The following is a 19,620-nucleotide window of genomic DNA, read 5'->3' on the forward strand; positions in this document are numbered from 1 at the left end:
GACATGATGATGCTTCCCCCCGAAGAAGTGGACCATCGGCCCAGATCACTCACTTCCCAGCAAGATCACTTTCCACACTTGGAGAGATACCCCCGACCAAAACCCGGCGAACGTATGTGGTCAGCGCACTAGGTGATCGGGATCCGCATTGACGTCTGGCGGGCGCCATGGGCGCTGGGGTGGGAGCCGGGCCCTGGCCACGGGTTGCCTTGGCAGTACAGCTAGGGGGTGGGCTGGCTTTGGGCTCCGGGGCTTCGGTAGCCGTGGTCGGTCGTGGGCATCGTCGGGGTGCGGGTGAATGGTGAAGGGTCTCTCGCAGGGTTGAACGTGCGGGTGTGGGTGGCGATGGGTGGCGGGTTCGTGTGCTGTTGAACGGGTCGCCGCTGTTACCGGCGAGGTTTGTGCGGTGTGTGCTGGGAGGGCTGGGTGGTTGCGGGGCGTGCTTGTAGACCCGGCTGTCTGAGTGGGGGCCGGGTCTACAGGCGGGCTGGCTTGCTGTGGGTGGTCAGGCTGCGAGGTGGTGGTCGTTCCACGGGTTGTCGCTGTCGCCGGGGTCGGGTGTTTGTCCGGTGGGCCATCTGCCGCGTCTGGATCGTGTGGTCCCGTCGGGTGGCAGTGTCTGGTAGACGTACTGTCCGGCTTGGTTTTTGCTGATGTTGATCTGGTCGGGGTGGGTGTGTTTCCAGCGGTTGTGCCATCCGCAGCACAGGGCGAGTTTGTTGATGTCGGTGGGGCTGTTTCCCAGTGCCCATCCGTCAACATGGTCGACTTCGCACAGGAAGCCGGGGACTTCGCAGCCGCGTACGGCGCAGGTGTCGTATTGGGTTTCCAGGACGCGGCGTTGGCCTGGGGTGGCGATGCGGGTGGTGTGGCCCAGGTAGAGCGGCACGTTCCCCGGCCCCAGGAGCAGGGGTGAGACGCCTGCGGTGAGCGCCAGCCGCCGCACCTGCCCGGCAGGGATGGGGGTGCCGTCGCGCAGCCAACCGGGCACGTCCTCGCCCATCAGCGTTTCGAGGTTGGCGATGACGGTGACCCGGGTGTCCTTATGGCCCTGCGACAACACCGTGGTCAACGCGGCTGCCGTCCGCTCGCCCAGGTCACGCCGGTCGTCGGCCCCGGCTGGTTTGGTCAGCGGACCGAGGACGCCGTCCAGGATCGCGGTGTCTTCGGGATTGAGCCACCCGTTCACATACGACCCGCCATCCAACGACCGGCTCAACGTCAACCAGGACCGCTCGTAACCGCGTTTGACGTCTTCGGGGGCTTTCTCGGTGCCGTTCTGCTCGGCCACCAGGTCGTGGATCTTGCGGCCGAGCCGGGCGACCTTGCCCGCCGAGAGTCCGTCGTTGGCGGCGTTCAACAGGATGTCCTCGGCGGCCGCGCAGTCTTCGTCGTTGAGCCGTTGGACGGCGTCGGCGACGGTGGCGGCGTAGCCGAGCGACAGGTCACCGGTGGCCAGGTCCTTGCTCACCCGTTCCAGACGCGGGAGTTGCCGGGCCAGGGTGATGCGCTCCTTGGCGCGGCCTTCCCGCATCCCCAGACGGCACCGCAGCCACGCCTGGGTGGACGGGAATCCCCAGTGCTTCATTTCGCCGGTGCGGTCCACCGTCGCGATCATCGCGGCCAATGCGGATTCGCCTTGGTCGAATGCGCGCGCCAGGTCTTCGGCCAGTTCCATGCAGGTGGCGCCGGAGTCGGGGGCGGGGCGGTGTGCGAGGTGGGTGGCGATCGCGGCTACCGCTTCCACCAATTCTGCGGTGGAAGCGGTTTCTAGATCCGCGACGATCGAATGCATGTCTTGATTATATCGACGGTGACGGATTGCAATTATCTGATTACGGACATTTCGATTGGCCGCAGGTGGCCATCAATTCACTGGGCGCAAACAGGTCGCGGCGGGCGGCACCGTTGGGTGGTTGATCGTCCCACGGTGGGTGCGTGGCCCGGCGCGGGTGGGTCGGGGTCTAGGCGGGTTGCTGCTGGTGGATGGCTGAGCGGAGCCGAACTGACCCACCGCGCACACACCTCCGCCCTTCCGAGGGTTGCTGGCACGTTGGCTGAGGTCCCGGAAAGCCCAGGATGCGATTAGGCGGAGGTAGCGCTGCTGCCTGAGGTCGCACCGGAAACCCGCGCTTTGCGCGGCCCTAAAGTTCGAACATCAACCACCAGCAGCACCCGCACAATGGCAGAAGACCCTGACCGGCCGCCTACTTTCTTGTCGCTGCCGCGTTTGAGCAGCAGACCGCACCCACCCCGCACTCGGGAGATAGGCGTTGACCAAAGGGGTGACCGAGGCCGCCCACCCGAAGGGACTAATGATCTAACCGGAGAAGCATTGACCCGCAGCGCGGCGTCAAGGGATCAGAGCTCGGCCTGGCGAGGGTTGGGGACCGATGGCACTATCCGGGTGAGTCGATCTGTCCGCGTGGTCAAGAGCACCGGTGGGGGGTTGGGTGATGGCGAGGGACGGGGTTCCTGATCCGCGGTGCGCTTCGAGTCCTGAGGAGTCGTCGTGGAGATGCGGCGGCTTCGGGCCTGGTCGGGGTTGACGTTTCGGGAGCTGGAACGTCGTGCTGAGGCGGCGGAGACGTGCGGCCGCGCAGCACTCTGGTGGTGGCGTTGCGCCGGGACCGGCTGCCGCGTGAGGAGGAGTTGGTGTCGGCGTTCGTTCAGGCGTGTGGGTGTGATCGCGGGACGGTCGGCCGGTGGGCTGATGTTCGGCGCGGCCTGGCGATCGGGGCTGTGGTTGGTGAGGGCTGGACTGGAGGTGAGTCCCTGCTCCGGAGGCTTCCGGGGTTCCCGGCACCTCGGAGGGCAGGGCTGAGTGTGCGAGGCCGTTGCAGGTGGGTGCGACGGGGACGTGTGCGGTCATGTGCAGCTGGAGTTGCAGCGGCGGGGGTTGAACGTGCCGACGGGCGCGTGGTTCGGGCCGTACACGCGGATGCGGTTGATGGCCTTCCAGGCCTTCGCGGGGGTCACGCCTACCGGGGTCGCCGATGCTGGGACGTGGGCCAGGCTCAAGGGCGGCGTCCCGGGGCAGAGGCCGCGGTGGTCGGACGGGAGGTTGAGCGGCTCATCAGGGAGATGTTCCCGGAGGATCCGGCGGGGGCGGTCGCTCTGGTGCGCTGCCTGTCGAACGCGGATCCGTTGTGGATCGGAGACGCTCAGGGCAGGCGGGCCTGGGGCCTGTTCCAGTACGGGGACGTCGACCTTCTTCGGTCTCGGGTCACGTGCGTACGCCAGGGCCCTGGATCCTGAGTGGAACGTCCGGACGGCGCGGACCATCTGGGCGCGCACCGGGGATTTCCGTCATTGGTCGTGCGAGCCGGGTCCGATCCCGGTTGCGCCCCGCTGACTTGCGTGGACAAGGCGGAACAGAGCGGGACGGGGCAAGATCTGGATCTCGGGGCGGATTTCTCGCACATTGGCGCCGACGGATCTTTTGGCACCGTCCTCGGCGCCCGAGGAAAGGAGGATGCCGTGCGAGTTCGGAGCTTGCTGCTCGGCCTGGTCGCGGCGGTCGCGCTGGTGGCGGGGGTGCCGGTGTCGGGTGGCTCGGCGAGCGGGGCCGGTGGGCCGGACCGGAGCCTGTGCTGCTGAGTGAACGGGTTGGAGGGGGGATCGTGAGGATCCGGCGTCTGGTGGTCGCGGTCGTCTCGGTCGTTGCGGCGGTCGCGCTGGTCGGCGGTGCGCCGGTGTCGGCGCACGCGTCGGGCAACGTCGACATCGTGTGCTGCTGACCCGAGATTCGGGGGAGCGGTGGACGTCATCCGTAGTGGTCCGCGGGTGGCGCCCAGCGCGTTACCTGGCGGCGGGGGACGATCGTGCGCGCTGAATAAAGACGTGTGCGTTCCCGCGTAAGGCGGGTTCCGGTCGCTGCGTGCAACCTCGCATGAGGAAGGCGGCAGCGCCCGGCGGCCGTCGTCGACAGGAGGAACGATGCAGGACGGACCCGCACGTCACGAGGGGATGGGGTGCCCATCTTGACCAAGAACCGCGTGATCGTCATGACGCTGACGGCGGCCTTCGGGCTCCTGCTGAGCCTTGTCGCCGGACTCCCGGCGGCGGCACAGACTTCAAGCGACCGGAACTCGGTGGCCGCGGCAGGCCAGCCCCACGCCGTCCCGGTCGCAGGTGGGGGCCGGGATGTGCACCACGTCGATTTCCTGTGGAGCCTCGAGGGCGGTCGATCGGCTGCCGCGGCCTATGCCAGGGACTACGTCCATGCGTTGAACGGCCGTGGCCAGTGCGATGATCACGACGATCTCTGCACCATCCAGATCTTCAACAACGACCGCTACCGGGTGTTCCACTTCCACGGATGCGGCGTCTTCCACCTGTACGACTTCACGGGCTTGTTCGACACGCACAACCACCGGTCGTCCACCGCGATCTGGCTCAGCCAGAACTACAGCGAGATCGGGTGGTACACGGGAGGCATGCGCGCGCCGGTGGACTGGGGGCCGGTCCATCACATTCGCACCTGCGCCTGATGGGTGTTCCATGTGCGCCGTGCTGATCTCGGGGACGCCATCCGCAGTGGTCCGCGGATGGCGTCCCCGAGATCAGCGGGTGGTCTTGTCCCACCAGTCGCGGTTGTCGCGGTACCACTTGACGATGTCGGCCAGGCCTTGTTCGAAGGCGATCGCGGGCTGGTAGCCGAGTTCGCGCCGGATCTTCGTGTCGTCGAGGGAGTAGCGGCGGTCGTGGGCCTTGCGGTCGGTGACGTGGCGGACGCGGTCCCAGCCTTCGCCGCAGAGTTCGAGCAGCTGCTTCGTCAGCTCCCTGTTGGTGATCTCGGTGCCGCCGCCGATGTTGTAGACCTCGCCGGGGCGGCCGTTCTCCAGGACGAGCTGGACGGCGCGGCAGTGGTCGTCGACGTGGATCCACTCGCGGACGTTGAGCCCGTCGCCGTAGAGGGGGACGTCGCGGCCGGAGAGCAGGTTGGTGACGAAGAGCGGGATCACCTTCTCGGTGTACTGGTAGGGGCCGTAGTTGTTGCAGCAGCGGGTGATCATCACGGGGAGGTCGTGGGAACGGAAGTACGCCCGGACCGCGAGGTCGCTGGCCGCTTTGGACGCGGCGTAGGGGGAGTTCGGGAGGAGGGGGTGGTCCTCGGTCCAGGAGCCCTCGTCGATGGTGCCGTAGACCTCGTCGGTCGAGACGTGCACGATGCGGTCGACGCCGGTCCGGCGGCAGCAGTCCAGGAGCGTCTGGGTGCCGAGGACGTTGGTGGTGAAGAACTCGCGGGCGCTGGCCAGCGAACGGTCGACGTGGGACTCGGCCGCGAAGTGCACGACCGCGTCGTGTCCCGGCAGGGCGGCCAGGAGCGCGTCGGCGTCGCAGACGTCGCCCTGGACGAACGTCAGCCGGGGATGCGGCTCGGGCAGCTTGCCGCGGTCGCCGGCGTAGGTCAGCTTGTCGAACACGGTGACGCGGGTATCGCCATGATCCGGGTACGCGCCGTCGAGCAGGGTGCGCACGTAGTGCGAACCGATGAAGCCGGCGCCCCCGGTGACCAGGATCCTCATGCCTTGACCTCCAGGCCTCGCTGAGGTGGTCATGCTTCTCGGGCCGCCTCCAGAGCGAGTTGAGGATTGCTGGACTCCCGCATGACAACCTCCGGAACGCCGCACTCGAGGAGGGTCGATGACCGAGTACAGCGGGACCGGCGATCCCCGGCGCACGCTGGAGTTGTTGTGGGGCGTTCAGGGACCTCCCCGGCGTGGCCCCAAGCCCCGGCTCACCGTGGAGGAGATCGTCCGGTGCGCGATCCGGATCGCGGACGACGAGGGGCTGGGCGCGCTGGCCATGCGCCGCATCGGCGAGGAGCTGGGGGTGTCGTCGATGTCGATCTACACGTACGTGCCGGGCAAGGCCGAGCTCATCGACGTGATGCTGGACCGCGTCTACGGCGAGCTGGAGCCGGGCGCGGACGTGCCGGGCGGCTGGCGGGCGCGGCTCACGCACATCGCCCGCCAGAACTGGGAGTTGTGCCACCGGCACCCGTGGATGTTGCGGGTCTCGACCGGGCGCCCGCCGCTCGGTCCCAACTCGTGCGCCAAGTACGAGGACGAGCTGGCGGCGGTCGAGGGGCTGGGGCTCACCGACCTGGAGATGGACGCGGTGGTCACCCTGGTCGTGGGGCACGCGCACAACGCGGCGCGGTTCTCGGTGGAGGGCGTGCGGGCCGCGCGCCGTACCGGGATGAGCGACCAGGACTGGTGGGACGCCTCCAGCCCGCTGCTGGCCGAGCTGTTCGGCCCGGAGCGCTACCCGATCGGGTCGCGGGTCGGCGCCGCGGCGGGCAAGGAGCACGGCGGGGCGATCGGTCCCGCGCACGCCTTCGAGTTCGGCCTGGAACGGGTGCTGGACGGGGTGCAGGTGCTCGTCGACGCCCGCCGCTAGGCCGACGCCCGCCGCTAGGTCGATGTGCTGCTTGGTCGATGTGCTGCTTGGTCGATGTGCTGCTTGGTCGACGCGGCTGGGGGCGTCCAGCGGGTTTCGAGGGGGGCGCGACGCCGCTCCACCACCGTGGGCCGCGGAGAACGGCGCCTGCACGTGGGAGGAACACTGATGACCGGGTTCGGGGACGGGTTGTTCATCGCCGGGTGCGGGACGTGGCTGCCCCCGCGGGTCACCGTCGGGGACGCGATCGCGGCGGGGCAGTGCGACGAGGCGCTCGCGAAGGTCACCGGCGTGACGGCGGTGGCCGTGGCGGGGGAGGAGTCGGCCCCGGAGATGGCGGCGCGCGCCGCCCGGGTGGCCCTGGAACGGGCCGCGTGCGGGCCGGGCGACATCGACCTGATCCTGCACGCGAACTTCTTCTACCAGGGCCACGACGTCTGGGCCCCCGCGTCGTACGTCCAGCGCGTCGCGGTCGGCAACCAGTGCCCGGCGATGGAGATCCGGCAGGCGTCCAACGGCGGGCTGGCCGCGGCCGAACTGGCCGCCGCCTACCTGACCGCCGACGCGCGGCGTTCGGCGGCGCTGGTGACGACCGGCGACAAGTGCCCGCCGCCCGGGTTCGACCGGTGGCGCACCGACCCGGGGACCGTGTACGCGGACGGCGGGACGGCGCTGGTGTTGTCGCGGCGGTCCGGCTTCGCGCGGGTGCGCAGCCTGGTCACGGTGTCGGACCCGGAGCTGGAGGGCATGCACCGCGGCGACGACCCGTTCGCCGTCGTCCCGCTAGGCAACCGGCCGACCGTCGACCTGGACGCGTGCAAGCGGGCGTTCGTCGCCGAGGTCGGCACGTCGTACGCGGTGGCGCGGGTCACGGCGGGGCAGGAGACCGCGATCAAGCAGGCGCTGACCGAGGCGGACACCGGCCTGGGCGAGATCCACCGCGTGGTGCTGCCGCATCTGGGCCGCCGCAGGCTGAACGCCGGCTACTTCCGCAAGTTCGACCTGGACCCGGAGATCACGACGTGGCCGTGGAGCCGGGGGATCGGCCACCTGGGAGGTGGCGACCCCATCGCCGGGTTCGACCATCTGGTGAGCAGCGGGCAGGTCGGCCCGGGGGACCGCTGCCTGCTGGTGAGCGTCGGCGCCGGGTTCAGCTGGTCGTGCGCGGTGGTCGAGCTGCTCCGCGTCCCCGCCTGGGCCGAGGACCCTGCCGGCGGCGCCGCGACCGGCGCCGCCGCCTGAGCGTTCAGGCGGTCAACTCCTCCAGGGTCTGGACGAGCCGGGCCGGCGTCGGGCGGGCCAGCATCTCGGCGCGCAGCCCCGCGGCGGCGGAGCGGTAGGAGTCGTCGCTGATGAGCTTGCCGGCCGCCGCGCCGATGAAGTTCCGGTCGGCGAGGTGGCCGAGCGCGTGCGTGCCGGCGCCGGTGTCGGCCACCCGCCGTGCGGTGGCCGTCTGCTCGGAGGCGAACGTCAGCAGCAGCTGGGGCACGCCCGCCCACAGCGAGGTCAGCGTGCTGCCGCTGCCGCCGTGGTGGACGACGGCGGCGCAGCCCGGCAGGACGGCCTGGAGCGGGGCGTACTCGAGGACCTGGACGCCGGCGGGCACCCGGCCGAGCCTGGCGACGTCCGCCGGGGTCGCGGTGACGATGACGTCGCAGTCCACGTCCGCCAGACCCCGCACGATGTCCGGCAGGAGGTAGGAGTCCGGGCCCGAGGTCCTGGTCAGCGCGGTCGACCAGGTCACGCACACGCGCGGCCGGCCGGGGGCGGGGCCCTCGACCCATTCCGGCGCGACGGGCGAGGTGCCGTTGAACGGCACGTACCGGACCGGCAGGCGCGCGGCCCGGACCGGCACGTCCAGCGACGGCGGGCAGGGGTCGACGACCCGGTCGAACATGTCGAGGCCGAACTCGCCCAGGCCGTACCTCGGGAACGAACCGCTGTGGTCGGTCGGCACGCTGCGCATGTGCTCGGGTTCGTGCGTCCCCGCCGGCCCCCACAGGCAGAGCGCGGACGGGACGCCGGTGACGCGGGCCGCCAGCAGGCCCTCCAGGCTCGCCGGGTCGTGCAGGACGAGGCCGGGCCGCCAGGCGCGGGCGAACTCGACGGCGGCGTCGAAACCGCGGGCGGCCCGTGCGGCGAGTTCGGGCGCGACCTTCGCGGTGAAGGCCGCGGTGTCGAAGCCGGCGAGGTCGTCCAGGCGTTCCCCGGTCAGCGGGTGCGTGGGCAGCCACGGGTACGGCCAGATCCCGTTGACCGCCTCCCAGTAGTACTGGAGGCGGAGCCGGGTGGCGACGTCCATCCCGTCCAGGACCGGCACGGGCAGCAGGCCGGTGCGCCCGACCGCCGCCGTCTGCGAGGGCGTGCACAACACCCGCACCTCGTGCCCGGCGGCCTGGAGGGCCCACCCGAGCGGGACCATCGCCGAGTAGTGGGTCGGATGCGACGACACGGTGAACATGACCCGCATCTGGGCTCCCTCGTTCGGTGCTGCGGCGCGAAGAGCATGACAGTCGTGGCTCGGGCGCGGCCGGAGGCCGGATGGTGACGGCGTGGCGAGCGGGGTTCGAGTTGCCCTCCGGCCGTTTGCGAGCCGATGGCGGTCACATGCCCTGGGACGACCCCGGAAGGCAGGTGTCTGCGTTGACCAGGATGACGCGTCGTGGGTTCATCAGGGGAACGGCCGCGGCCGGGACCGTGGGGCTGGTGGCCGGAACGCCGGTCGCGTACGCCGCCGGGGCCGAGGCGGGGACCGGGACCGCAGCCGGGGCGGGGGCGGGGGCGGCCGGGGCCTGCCAGCCGACGCCGGGAACGGTCGTCGTCGGGCCCAAGGATCCGCGCTACGGGGAGCTGACCGCACGCGGGTTCAACGGCCGGTTCAGCAGCCGGCCCGAGTCGGTCCGGCTGGTCTACTCGGCGGACCAGGTCGTGCACGAGGTGGAGGCGGCGGTGCGCGCCGGCAAGCGCGTCGCGGTCCGCAGCGGCGGGCACTGCTTCGAGAACTTCGTGGACGACCCGGCCGTGACGGTCCTCCTCGACATCTCCGAGATGAACGCCGTGTACTACGACCGGCGTCGCCGCGCGTTCGCGGTGGAGGCGGGGGCCACTCTCGGCAAGGTGTACAGGACGTTGTACCTGGGATGGGGAGTGACCGTCCCGGCCGGAGCGTGCCCGAGCGTCGGCACCGGGGGCCATATCGCGGGCGGCGGGTACGGCTCGTTGTCGCGCCGCGAGGGCCTGGTCGTGGATCATCTGTACGCCGTCGAGGTCGTCGTGGCCGACCGGTCCGGCCGCGCCCGCACGGTGGTGGCCACCCGGGAGCCCGGCGATCCGAACCGGGATCTGTGGTGGGCGTTCACCGGCGCCGGCGGCGGCAACTTCGGCATCGTGACGCGCTACTGGATGCGTTCGCCGGGCGCCACGGGCGACGATCCGGGGTCCCTGCTGCCCAGGCCGCCGGCCGTGGTCAAGTCGATGTCGGTCGGCTGGCAGTGGTCCGACCTGGACGAACGCACGTTCACCACGATCGTCGGGAACTTCGGCTCCCTGCTCGAGCGGGACTCGGCCCCGGGCGAGCGGTTCGCCGCCGTCGAGTGCGGCGTCAGCCTGTCCCACAAGGTGACCGGCCAGATCAGGCTGGACGCCTCGGTCGACGGAGGGCGGGCGGACGCCGACGAGCTGCTCGGCGCCTACCTCAAGGCGGTGACGCGCGATGTCACGGCGCCGCACTCCGACGACCGCCTCACCATGCCCTGGATGAAGTCGACGCTGTCGGTCGAGGTCGGGCCCGGCGGCTACAGCTTCAAGACCAAGCACGCGTTCCACCGCACGCCGTTCTCGGCGCGGCAGATCGCGGCCATCTACCGCCACCAGTCCACGGGCGGGGAGGAACGGTACGGCGGGGCGGTCTACCTCGCAGGGTTCGGCGGGAAGGTCAACACCGTGGCGCCGGGCGCCACCGCGATGCCGCACCGGAACGCGCTGATGAGCGCCTACTACGAGACCGTGTGGTGGGATCCGGCGCACGACGACGAGCAGCTCGGCTGGATCCGCGGCCTCTACAAGGAGGTGTACGCCGACTCGGGCGGCGTGCCGGCGCCCAACGCCGACACCGACGGGGCGTTCATCAACTACCCGGACCGCGACCTGGCCGATCCGAAGCTCAACGCCTCGGGCGTCCCCTGGCACACGCTCTACTTCAAGGACAACTACGCGCGTCTCCAGGCGGTCAAGGATCGCTGGGACCCGCGGGACGTCTTCCACCACGGGTTGTCCATCAAGCCGACGGTCCGGTCCCCCCGCTGACCGGCGCCCGCCCCAGCCGCGCTCCAGCCGTTCTCGAACCGGTCGGAAAAGCCTTGTTGCGACGGGTCGGGCGAGCGCGGCAGGAGCAGACCATGCAGGTACGTGCACCCTCGGCGGGCGGCGCCCCCGGGCGGACCGTGCTCGGGGGAACCGGGCTCGGGGGAACCGGGCTCGGGCGGATCGTGCTCGGGAGGGCTGTGTTCGGGCGGATCGTGCTCGGGAGGGCTGTGTTCGGGCGGACCGTGCTCGGGGGGACCGGGCTCGGGGGAACCGGGCTCGGGCGGATCGTGCTCGGGAGGGCTGTGTTCGGGCGGACCGGGCTCGGGAGGGCTGTGCTCAGGGGGACCGGGCTCGGGCGGATGGTGCTCGGGAGGGCTGTGCTCGGGGGGACCGGGCTCGGGAGGGCTGCGCTCGGGGGGACCGGGCTCGGGGGGACCGCACTCGGGGGACCGGGCGGGGCGTCGTGACCGCGGCGAAGCGGGTGGCGGTGCTGGGGGCGTCCGGCAGCGTCGGGCGCCACGTGTGCCCGGCGCTCGCGCGGCGCGGCCACGAGGTCCTGGCCATCGCCCGGCACCCCGCCCCGCAGATCGCGGACTACCCGTTCCTCGCCTTCGACCTCGGCGAGGGCGCCCCGGAGAAGCTGGGCCGGATCATCGACGCCGAGCGGATCGACGCCGTCGTCAATGTCGCCGGCCGCTCGGGCGACAGCGAGGCCGAGCTGGCGCGGTCCTACCACCGGCTGGTCGAACGGCTGGTGACGGCGCTGGAGCCGGTGCCGTCGCGGCCACGGTTCGTCCATCTCGGCTCGGTGCACGAGTACGGGCCGGTGCCCGCCGGCACGCTGATCGGCGAGTCCCTTCCGGAGCGGCCCGCCAACGCCTACGCCCGCGCCAAGCTGGCGGGATCGCGGGCGGTGCTGGCCGCGACCCGCCGGGGGGCGCTGAACGGCGTCGTGCTGCGGACGGTGAACACGCTCGGCCCATATCCGCCGCGGGAGACGTTCCCGGCCGCGCTGCTGGGCCTGCTCCGCACCGCCGCCGTCACGCGCGAGCCGGTCGAGCTGGACGTCGCCGCCGCCGAGCGCGACTTCGTCGACGTCCGTGACCTGGCGGAGGCGCTGGTGAGCGCGGTGACGGCGCCGGTGGAGGGCGAGGTCGTCAACATCGGGCGGGGCGAGGCGGTCGGGATCGCCGACCTGGTGGCGATCTGCTTCGCCGCCGCGGGACTGCCGCTCGACCTCATGCGGCTCAAGGAGGCCCCGGTGCGCAGCCAGGGCGGCGACTGGACCTGTGCGGACATCCGGGCCGCCCGGCGGCTGCTGGGCTGGCGCCCCGTGATCGGCCTGCGGGACTCGGCCCGGGCGATGTGGGAAGCGACCGACGACTGATCGTGGTCATCCGGCCGCGAACGCAGCGAGGAGATCCAATGACGAAGATCGGTGCGACCTCCCCCGTCCTGGTGTCCAAGCACGATGCCCTGACGCCCGGCCGCATCGCGCGGTCCGCGCTCGCCGCCGAGGGGCGGGTCGCCGACCTCGCCGACTTCCACCAGTGGCTCGCCGGGTTCGGGCTGCGCGCGTTCACCGAGGTGGAGCGGATCCCGCTGGACGACCTGGAGGGCTGGAGCAGCGATCCCGTCACCGGGGACATCCGCCATCACAGCGGCCGGTTCTTCACGATCGAGGGCCTGGAGGTCAGCGTCCCCGACGGCCCGGTCACCGGCTGGGAGCAGCCGATCATCAACCAGCCGGAGATCGGCATCCTGGGCGTCCTGGTCAAGGAGTTCGGCGGCGTCCTGCACTTCCTGATGCAGGCCAAGGTCGAGCCGGGCAACGTCAACGGGCTCCAGCTCTCGCCGACCGTCCAGGCGACCCGCAGCAACTACTCCGGCGTGCACCGCGGCCGGGCCGTCCCCTACCTGGAGTACTTCCGGGACACATCGAGGCACCGCGTGATCGCCGACGTGCGGCAGTCGGAACAGGGGTCGTGGTTCCTGCGCAAACGGAACCGGAACATGGTGGTCGAGGTCGCCGGGGACGTCGAGCCGCGGGACGGGTTCTGCTGGCTGACGCTCGGGCAGCTGCACCGGCTGCTGGCCGTGCACGACCTGGTCAACGCCGACGCCCGCACGGTCCTGGCGTGCCTGCCGTTCGCGGGCGCCGACGCGGTGAAGGCGTACGGGCAGGACGGCGGGGGTTTCCGGGCCGCGCTCGCCCGCTCGTGCGGCGAGGAGGAGGGCGGCCTGCACAGCATGGACGAGCTGCAGAGCTGGATCACCGAGGTCCGCGCCCGGACGGAGATCAGGAGCCGCCGGGTCCCGCTCGGCCAGGTGCGGCACTGGCATCGCTCCGCCGACCGGATCTCGCACGACACCGGGAAGTTCTTCGACGTCATCGGGGTCAAGGTGGCGGCCGGGGGCCGTGAGGTGAACGGCTGGACGCAGCCGATGATCGAGCCGCACGGCGCCGGCGTCAACGCGTTCCTCGTCATGGAGATCAGCGGTGTGCTGCACGCGCTCGTGCAGGCCCGCGCCGAGCCCGGCCTGGTGGACAGCGTCGAGCTGGCCCCCACCGTGCAGTGCACGCCGGAGAACTACGAGCACCTGCCCGCCGCGGCGTGGCCGCGGTACCTCGACGAGATCGTCCAGGCCGGGCCCGACCGGGTCAGGTTCGACACGACGTTCTCGGAGGAGGGCGGCCGCTTCTTCCACGCCCGCGGACGCTACGTCATCGTCGAGACCCGCGACGCCCGGCTGGAGCCGTCCGACGACTTCCGGTGGGTGGCCGTCCACCAGCTCGTCGACCTGCTCCGGCACAGCCACTACCTCAACATCCAGGCGCGCAGCCTCGTGGCCTGCCTGCACAGCCTGATGACGGCGCCCGGCTGACGGCCCGCCCCAGCGAAGAGCTCGCCCACCTGAGCTCGCCCACCCTGAGCACGCCCACCCGCGCACGGAGGAGAGACCCGATGAAAGTGCTGTTCACGTGCCTGACGCACCGGACGCATTGGTATCCCCTGGCTCCGCTGGCCTGGGCGTTCCGGTGCGCCGGCCACGAGGTCAGGGTGGCCGCCGAGCCGGGGCTGATCCCCGCCATCACCGACACGGGGCTCACCGCGGTCCCGATCGGCGGCTCCCAGCCCATGATCGAGAACCCGTCGGACCTGCGGCTCATGGAGTCGATCCACGACGACGCGTTCACCCACCTGCGCGAGTTCGACTGGGCCGCCAAGGAGCCCGAGCGCTGGACGTGGGAGTACCTGCTGGCGATGGCCAACATCGTGGTGCCCGCGCACGACGCGGCGCTGACCAACGACGCGATGCTCGACGACCTGGTGGAGTTCGCCCGGAGCTGGTCGCCGGACCTGGTGATCTGGGAGACCTACACGCTGGCCGGCTCGATCACCGCGCGGGTCGTCGGCGCCGCGCACGCCCGGCTGATCGCGGGGCCGGACATCACGATGCGGGTGCGGAGGGCGTTCCTCGAACGGCAGGCGGCCCAGCCGGCCGAGCACCGCGAGGACCCGACGGCGGAGTGGCTGAGCTGGACCCTGGAACGGTTCGGCTGCCGGGAGCCGTTCAGCGAGGACATGGTCACCGGCCAGTGGACGATCGACTCGACGGCGGAGAGCACCCGGCTCGACCTGGATCTGAAGACCGTGCCGATCCGCTACGTGCCGCACAACGGCGAGGCGGTCGTCCCGCACTGGCTGCGCGCGCCCGCGCCGCGCCCGCGCGTGTGCATCACGTTCGGGGTCTCGGACTGGATCCAGGCGTTCATGCCGGGCGAGCGGGTCAGCGAGCTGCTGGAGGCGCTCAGCGACCTCGACGTGGAGATCATCGCCACGCTGAACGAGGAGCAGCGGGAACGGGTGACCAAGGTGCCCGACAACGCCCGCGTGGTGGACTTCGTGCCGCTGAACGACCTGCTGCCCAGCTGCGCGCTGGTGGTGCACCACGGCGGCATCGGCACCAAGTGCAACGCCGAGCTGCACGGGGTGCCGCAGATCATCCTTCCGTTCGGCGTGGACACCACCGTCATGGGCCAGCGCGTCGAGGAGCTCGGCGCGGGCCTGTCGCTGCCGATCGAAGAGCTGACCACCGAGGGGCTGCGGGACATGGTCGTGCGGGTGCTCGAGGATCCCTCGTTCGCCGAGGCGGCCGGCCGGCTGCGCGCGGAGACCCTCGCCGAGCCCACCCCCAACGAGCTCGTCCCGGTGCTCGAGCGGCTGACCGCCGAGCACCGGGGCGAATCCAGCGGGCCTTGACCGAGCCTGCACGGGCTCTCGATCCGGCTGAAAGGCGGGCCGCCGACCATTGACCCGGTCGCCGGCCGCCGTGTTCCGCTCCTCAGGATGGGATGGTCATCAATGCGGATCCTCTTCACGACCTTCGCCGCGAAGGTGCACATGTACTCCCAGGTCTCGCTGGCCTGGGCGCTGCGGACCGCCGGGCACGAGGTCTGCATCGCCAGCCAGCCCGACATGGTCGAGGACATCACGCGGACCGGGCTCACCGGGGTCGGGGTGGGGGAGGCCCTCGACCTCGAAGAACGCATGAAGCAGGTGGACGACAACCTCGGCGACGAGGAGACGCGCCGGGGCAGCGACGGCGAGGCCGAGCTGGACCTCACCGAGATGCGCCCGGAGATGCTCACCCACGACTACCTGCTGGGCATGTTCACCGCGATGACGGCCGTCGTCTTCCAGAACCAGTGCCCCGAGCCCATGGTGGACGACCTGGTGACCTTCGCCCGGACGTGGAAGCCGGACCTGGTCATCTGGGACACGCTGACGTTCGCCGGACCGGTGGCGGCCAAGGCCAGCGGCGCCGCGCACGCCAGGCTGCTGTTCGGCCTGGACCATGTGGGCCGGACCCGCCGCGCCTTCCTCGACGAGCTGGACCGGCTGCCGCCCGAACTGCGCGACGACCCGCAGCGCGAATGGCTGACCTGGACGCTCGAACGGTACGGCTGCGAGTTCGACGAGGACACCGTCACCGGCAACTGGACCATCGACCCCACCCCGGCGTGGATCCGGTTCCCGCTCGACCTGAACTACATCCCGATGCGGTACGTGCCCTACAACGGCCCGTCCACCGTTCCTGAGTGGCTGTACGAACGGCCGAAGCGCAAGCGGATCTGCCTGACGCTCGGGTTGTCGCACCGCGAGGTGCAGGGCGGGGACGAGATCTCCATCGCCGACCTGTTCGAGGCGGTCGACGGCCTGGACGCCGAGGTGGTGGCCACCTTCGACCCGAGCCAGGTCAAGTCGCTGCGCGTGCCGGACAACGTGCGCGCGGTCGACTTCGTCCCGCTGAACGACCTGCTCCCCACCTGCTCGGCGATCGTCAGCCACGGCGGGTCCGGGACGTTCGCGACCGCCCTCCGGCACGGCGTGCCCCAGCTCATCCTGCCGTCCCGGATCTGGGACTCGACCTACAAGGCCGAACGGCTGGAGGAGCAGGGCGCCGGCATGTGCGTCCAGGACGCGGCGGCGCTCTCCCCGAAGGAGCTGCGCGAACGGCTCGTCCGGCTCCTGGAGGAGCCCTCGTACGCGCGCAGCGCCGCCATGCTGCGGCAGGAACTCATCGGCACGCCGAGCCCGAACGCGGTCGTGCCGGCGCTGGAGAAGCTCACCGCCGAGCACAGGCCCTCCCGGTAGGCGCCGGCGCCCGAACCGACTTCCGATCGATCCGGAGAAAGGCCTGGACATGCAGATCGAACCGCTCCCGATGGACGGCGCGTATCTGATCAAACCCATGATCTTCCCGGACGACCGGGGCCTGTTCCTGGAGGTCTTCAGTCAGCCGGGGTTCCAGGAGGCCGTGGGGCATCCCCTCACGGTCGCCCAGGTCAACTGCTCGTCGTCGCGGCGCGGGACGGTGCGCGGGTTGCACGCCATGTCCCTGCCGCCGGGCCAGGCCAGGTACACCACGTGCGTGCGCGGCGCCATCGTCGACAACGTGGTGGACATCCGGGTCGGCTCGCCGACGTTCGGGGAGACCATCGAGCTGGTGCTGGACGAGGACGAGCGGCACGCGCTGTACCTCGCCGAGGGGCTGGCGCACGGGTTCGCGCCGATCACCGACGAGGCGACGGTCGTCTACCTGTGCTCCAGCACGTACGTCCCCGGCGGGACCATCCAGGTCAACCCGCTGGACGCGGAGCTCGGGCTGAACTGGCCCACCGGGACCGACGTGGTGCTCTCCGACGGGGACCGGGCCGCGCCCACCCTGCGCGAGGCCGCCGAGAAGGGCCTGCTGCCCACCTACCAGGAATGCCGCGCCCGGTACGAGGACCTCCGGGTGCCCGAGGGCGCCGGGTCGCGGCCGGTCCTCGCCCGTGAACCTGCCCGTGAACAGGATCGGACCGGAGGAGTCCACCGATGATCCCGCTCTTCAAGGTACCGATGTCGAAGGACGCCCCCGCCGCGGTCAGCGAGCTGCTGGCCGGCGGCCAGGTGGGCCAGGGCCCCAAGGTCGAGGAGTTCGAACGGCTGCTGCGGCAGCGGATCGGCAACCCGCACGCCGCCACCGTCAACAGCGGGACCGCCGGGCTGCAGCTCGCCCTGCACCTGGTCGCGGGCGGCGCGCCCGACGGGGAGGTGCTCACCACGGCCCTCACCATGGAGGCGACCAACTGGGCGATCCTGGCCAACGGGCTGCGGATCCGCTGGGTCGACGTCGACCCGGCGACCCTCAACGTCGACCTCGACGACCTCGCCCGCAAGATCTCGCCCGCCACCCGCGCGATCATGGTCGTGCACTTCGCCGGCTATCCCGTCGACCTGGACCGGTTGAGCACGATCCTCGACCGGGCCGAGGCGGAGTTCGGGTTCCGGCCGCCGGTGATCGAGGACTGCGCGCACGCGTGGGGCGCCACCTACAAGGGCCGGCCGCTGGGCAACCACGGGAACCTGTCGGTCTTCAGCTTCCAGGCGGTCAAGCACCTCACCACCGGCGACGGAGGGCTCCTCGTGCTGCCGGACGAGGCGCTGCACCGCAGGGCGGAGCTGCTGCGCTGGTTCGGCATCGACCGCAAGGCCGACCGGCTGCGCGACATGCCGGACATCCCCGAGTGGGGCTTCAAGATCCACATGACCGACATCAACGCCTCGATCGGCCTGGCCAACCTCGCCTGGTCGGACGAGGTGCTGGCCCGGCACCGCGCCAACGCCGCGTTCTACGACGGGGAGCTGGCCGGCGTGCCGGGCCTCCGGCTGACCGAGCGCCACCCCGACCACCAGAGCTCGTTCTGGGTGTACCCGATGCTGGTCGAGGACCGTGCCGCGTTCGTCAAGCGCATGGACGCGGCCGGGATCATGGTCAGCCAGGTCCACACGCGCAACGACGTGCACAGCTGCGTGCGCCCGTACACCGCCCTGCTCCCCGCGCTCGACACGGTGGACAGGCGGCTGGTGTGCGTGCCGGTCGGCTGGTGGTTGTCGGAGGACGACCGGCGGCACGTGGCCGACACGATCAAGGCCGGCTGGTGACCCGCGTTCGAGCGGCGTGCGAGGAGCGGGCCGGATCCTGACCAAGCCGGAAGCTCTTGCCGGAAGTCTTGCCGGAAAACTCTCGTCGGACGGAGAAGACCGATGCGCGTCCTGTTCACCACGTTCGCCGCGAAGTCGCACACGCAGGCCCAGGTGCCCATGGCGTGGGCACTCCATACGGCGGGGCACGAGGTCGTCGTCGCCAGCCAGCCCGACGTGGCCGACGACATCACGAGCGCGGGGCTCACCGCGGTGCCGGTGGGCGAGGAGCTGAACCTCGGCGAGCAGCACGTGGCGCCCAGCGAGGACGCGGAGGAGCAGGCGCAGCAGGAGGAGATGGAGGACGCCGCCAACGACATGCTCGACATGAGCGAGTCCCGGCCCGAGAAGCTGACCTGGGACTACATGCTGGGCGTGTTCACCGGGATGACGGCGTTCGGCTTCCAGAACGAGTGCCCGGAGTCGATGGTGGACGACCTGACGGCGTTCGCCCGGGACTGGAAGCCCGACCTGGTGATCTGGGACACCCTCACGTTCGCCGGGTCGGTGGCGGCGCGGGCCTGCGGCGCGGCCCACGCCCGGTTCCTGTTCGGGCTGGACGACGTGGCGCGGATGCGGGCCTCGTTCCTGAAGGTGCTGCGCACGCGGCCGCCGGAGCTGCGCGACGACCCGCTGGCCGAGTGGCTGGAGTGGACGGCGGGCCGGTTCGGCGTCGACTTCGACGAGGAGCTGGTGACCGGCCAGTGGACGATCGACCCGATCCCCACCTGGATGCGGCTGCCGGTACCGGACGTGCACTACGTGCCGGTGCGCTATGTGCCCTACAACGGCAAGGCGCTGATGCCGGACTGGCTGCACGAGCAGCCCAAGCGCCGCCGGGTCGCCGTCAGCCTCGGGCTCGGGACGCGGGAGGTGCTCCGCCGTCCCGGCGAGATCGTGCTCGAGGACCTCTTCGAGGCCGTGGCCGACCTGGACGTGGAGGTCGTGGCGACGCTGGACGCGAGCCAGCTGGAGTCGGTGAAGAACGTCCCGGAGAACGTGCGGACGGTGGACTTCGTGCCGCTGAACGCGCTGCTGCCGACCTGCTCGGCGATCATCACCCACGGCGGCTCGGGAACGGTCTCGACCGCGCTGGAGAACGGCGTGCCCCAGCTCATCGTCCCCGCCAAGATCTGGGACGCCAAGGAGCGGGCGCGCAAGCTGGAGGAACGCGGCGCCGGCCTGTGCCTGACCGAGGACAAGGGGCTGACGGCGGGGGATCTGCGCACCCACCTGACGCGTGTCCTGGACGATCCGTCGTTCACCGAGAGCGCCTGCCGGCTGCGCCAGGAGCAGGCGGGCACGCCGACCCCGAACGACATCGTCCCGGTGCTGGAGAAGCTGACCGCCGAGCACCGTGCGGCGCGCCGGTGAC

At 71.1% G+C, this 19,620-nt stretch carries 15 protein-coding genes; 12 read left to right on the forward strand and 3 right to left on the reverse strand.

Features of this window, described 5'->3' with window-relative positions:
• Positions 1-505: 505 nt before the first annotated feature.
• The gene (locus ABZ810_RS44045; RefSeq protein ID WP_358413491.1) at positions 506-1,795 is read right to left on the reverse strand and encodes a DUF222 domain-containing protein; all 1,290 of its coding nucleotides are present in this window, start codon (positions 1,793-1,795) and stop codon (positions 506-508) included.
• Between the two features lie 1,110 nt (positions 1,796-2,905).
• On the opposite strand from ABZ810_RS44045, the gene ABZ810_RS44050 reads away from it, so the two are divergent.
• Together ABZ810_RS44050 and ABZ810_RS44055 are read left to right on the forward strand one after the other, a co-directional pair.
• A complete protein-coding gene (locus ABZ810_RS44050) occupies positions 2,906-3,355 on the forward strand; it encodes a peptidoglycan-binding domain-containing protein (RefSeq protein WP_358413703.1) in 450 nt (149 codons plus the stop codon).
• A 628-nt stretch (positions 3,356-3,983) separates the two neighbouring features.
• On the forward strand, positions 3,984-4,493 hold the full coding sequence (locus ABZ810_RS44055) for a hypothetical protein (protein ID WP_358413493.1): 510 nt from the start codon (positions 3,984-3,986) through the stop codon (positions 4,491-4,493).
• A gap of 72 nt (positions 4,494-4,565) precedes the next feature.
• Here ABZ810_RS44055 and rfbB read toward each other — a convergent pair whose 3' ends face one another.
• Positions 4,566-5,531, reverse strand: a complete 966-nt coding sequence (rfbB, locus tag ABZ810_RS44060; protein ID WP_358413495.1) for a dTDP-glucose 4,6-dehydratase — start codon at positions 5,529-5,531, stop codon at positions 4,566-4,568.
• A 118-nt stretch (positions 5,532-5,649) separates the two neighbouring features.
• On the opposite strand from rfbB, the gene ABZ810_RS44065 reads away from it, so the two are divergent.
• Positions 5,650-6,408, forward strand: a complete 759-nt coding sequence (locus ABZ810_RS44065) for a TetR/AcrR family transcriptional regulator (protein ID WP_358413497.1) — start codon at positions 5,650-5,652, stop codon at positions 6,406-6,408.
• 168 nt (positions 6,409-6,576) lie between these two features.
• Complete coding sequence (locus ABZ810_RS44070; RefSeq protein ID WP_358413499.1) at positions 6,577-7,650, forward strand: ketoacyl-ACP synthase III family protein; 1,074 nt, start codon at positions 6,577-6,579, stop codon at positions 7,648-7,650.
• A gap of 4 nt (positions 7,651-7,654) precedes the next feature.
• Here ABZ810_RS44070 and ABZ810_RS44075 read toward each other — a convergent pair whose 3' ends face one another.
• Positions 7,655-8,878, reverse strand: coding sequence for a nucleotide disphospho-sugar-binding domain-containing protein (locus tag ABZ810_RS44075; protein WP_358413501.1), 1,224 nt, complete (start codon positions 8,876-8,878; stop codon positions 7,655-7,657).
• Between the two features lie 182 nt (positions 8,879-9,060).
• On the opposite strand from ABZ810_RS44075, the gene ABZ810_RS44080 reads away from it, so the two are divergent.
• The 8 genes from ABZ810_RS44080 to ABZ810_RS44115 all read left to right on the forward strand — a co-directional run bounded on the left by ABZ810_RS44080 (position 9,061) and on the right by ABZ810_RS44115 (position 19,619).
• Positions 9,061-10,713 (forward strand): FAD-binding protein, encoded by a 1,653-nt coding sequence (locus ABZ810_RS44080; RefSeq protein WP_358413503.1) that lies wholly within the window; start codon positions 9,061-9,063, stop codon positions 10,711-10,713.
• A gap of 463 nt (positions 10,714-11,176) precedes the next feature.
• Positions 11,177-12,100, forward strand: coding sequence for an NAD-dependent epimerase/dehydratase (locus tag ABZ810_RS44085; RefSeq protein WP_358413505.1), 924 nt, complete (start codon positions 11,177-11,179; stop codon positions 12,098-12,100).
• Between the two features lie 38 nt (positions 12,101-12,138).
• Positions 12,139-13,599 (forward strand): NDP-hexose 2,3-dehydratase family protein, encoded by a 1,461-nt coding sequence (locus ABZ810_RS44090; protein WP_358413507.1) that lies wholly within the window; start codon positions 12,139-12,141, stop codon positions 13,597-13,599.
• A gap of 80 nt (positions 13,600-13,679) precedes the next feature.
• Positions 13,680-14,978: an activator-dependent family glycosyltransferase gene (locus tag ABZ810_RS44095; protein ID WP_358413509.1), complete on the forward strand. Its 1,299-nt coding sequence runs from the start codon at positions 13,680-13,682 to the stop codon at positions 14,976-14,978.
• Between the two features lie 102 nt (positions 14,979-15,080).
• Positions 15,081-16,373 (forward strand): activator-dependent family glycosyltransferase, encoded by a 1,293-nt coding sequence (locus tag ABZ810_RS44100; protein ID WP_358413510.1) that lies wholly within the window; start codon positions 15,081-15,083, stop codon positions 16,371-16,373.
• A 49-nt stretch (positions 16,374-16,422) separates the two neighbouring features.
• Positions 16,423-17,100 carry a dTDP-4-dehydrorhamnose 3,5-epimerase family protein gene (locus ABZ810_RS44105; RefSeq protein WP_358413512.1) on the forward strand — a complete coding sequence of 226 codons (678 nt, stop codon included), beginning with the start codon at positions 16,423-16,425 and terminating at the stop codon, positions 17,098-17,100.
• Positions 17,097-18,206, forward strand: a complete 1,110-nt coding sequence (locus tag ABZ810_RS44110) for a DegT/DnrJ/EryC1/StrS family aminotransferase (RefSeq protein WP_358413514.1) — start codon at positions 17,097-17,099, stop codon at positions 18,204-18,206. Before ABZ810_RS44105 ends, ABZ810_RS44110 begins: the two co-directional genes overlap by 4 nt.
• Positions 18,207-18,308: 102 nt before the next feature.
• A complete protein-coding gene (locus tag ABZ810_RS44115; protein WP_358413516.1) occupies positions 18,309-19,619 on the forward strand; it encodes an activator-dependent family glycosyltransferase in 1,311 nt (436 codons plus the stop codon).
• Position 19,620: the final 1 nt, after the last annotated feature.

The organism is Spirillospora sp. NPDC047279, assembly GCF_040643285.1.
In the GTDB taxonomy this organism is placed as follows: Bacteria; Actinomycetota; Actinomycetes; order Streptosporangiales; family Streptosporangiaceae; genus Spirillospora.

Excerpts from the sequence above, each read along its gene's own strand:
- ABZ810_RS44045 (WP_358413491.1), bottom strand. The coding sequence starts at position 1,795 with ATGCATTCGATCGTCGCGGATCTAGAAACCGCTTCCACCGCAGAATTG.
- rfbB (WP_358413495.1), bottom strand. The coding sequence starts at position 5,531 with ATGAGGATCCTGGTCACCGGGGGCGCCGGCTTCATCGGTTCGCACTAC.
- ABZ810_RS44065 (WP_358413497.1), top strand. The coding sequence starts at position 5,650 with ATGACCGAGTACAGCGGGACCGGCGATCCCCGGCGCACGCTGGAGTTG.
- ABZ810_RS44070 (WP_358413499.1), top strand. The coding sequence starts at position 6,577 with ATGACCGGGTTCGGGGACGGGTTGTTCATCGCCGGGTGCGGGACGTGG.
- ABZ810_RS44075 (WP_358413501.1), bottom strand. The coding sequence starts at position 8,878 with ATGCGGGTCATGTTCACCGTGTCGTCGCATCCGACCCACTACTCGGCG.
- ABZ810_RS44080 (WP_358413503.1), top strand. The coding sequence starts at position 9,061 with ATGACGCGTCGTGGGTTCATCAGGGGAACGGCCGCGGCCGGGACCGTG.
- ABZ810_RS44090 (WP_358413507.1), top strand. The coding sequence starts at position 12,139 with ATGACGAAGATCGGTGCGACCTCCCCCGTCCTGGTGTCCAAGCACGAT.
- ABZ810_RS44095 (WP_358413509.1), top strand. The coding sequence starts at position 13,680 with ATGAAAGTGCTGTTCACGTGCCTGACGCACCGGACGCATTGGTATCCC.
- ABZ810_RS44100 (WP_358413510.1), top strand. The coding sequence starts at position 15,081 with ATGCGGATCCTCTTCACGACCTTCGCCGCGAAGGTGCACATGTACTCC.
- ABZ810_RS44105 (WP_358413512.1), top strand. The coding sequence starts at position 16,423 with ATGCAGATCGAACCGCTCCCGATGGACGGCGCGTATCTGATCAAACCC.
- ABZ810_RS44110 (WP_358413514.1), top strand. The coding sequence starts at position 17,097 with ATGATCCCGCTCTTCAAGGTACCGATGTCGAAGGACGCCCCCGCCGCG.
- ABZ810_RS44115 (WP_358413516.1), top strand. The coding sequence starts at position 18,309 with ATGCGCGTCCTGTTCACCACGTTCGCCGCGAAGTCGCACACGCAGGCC.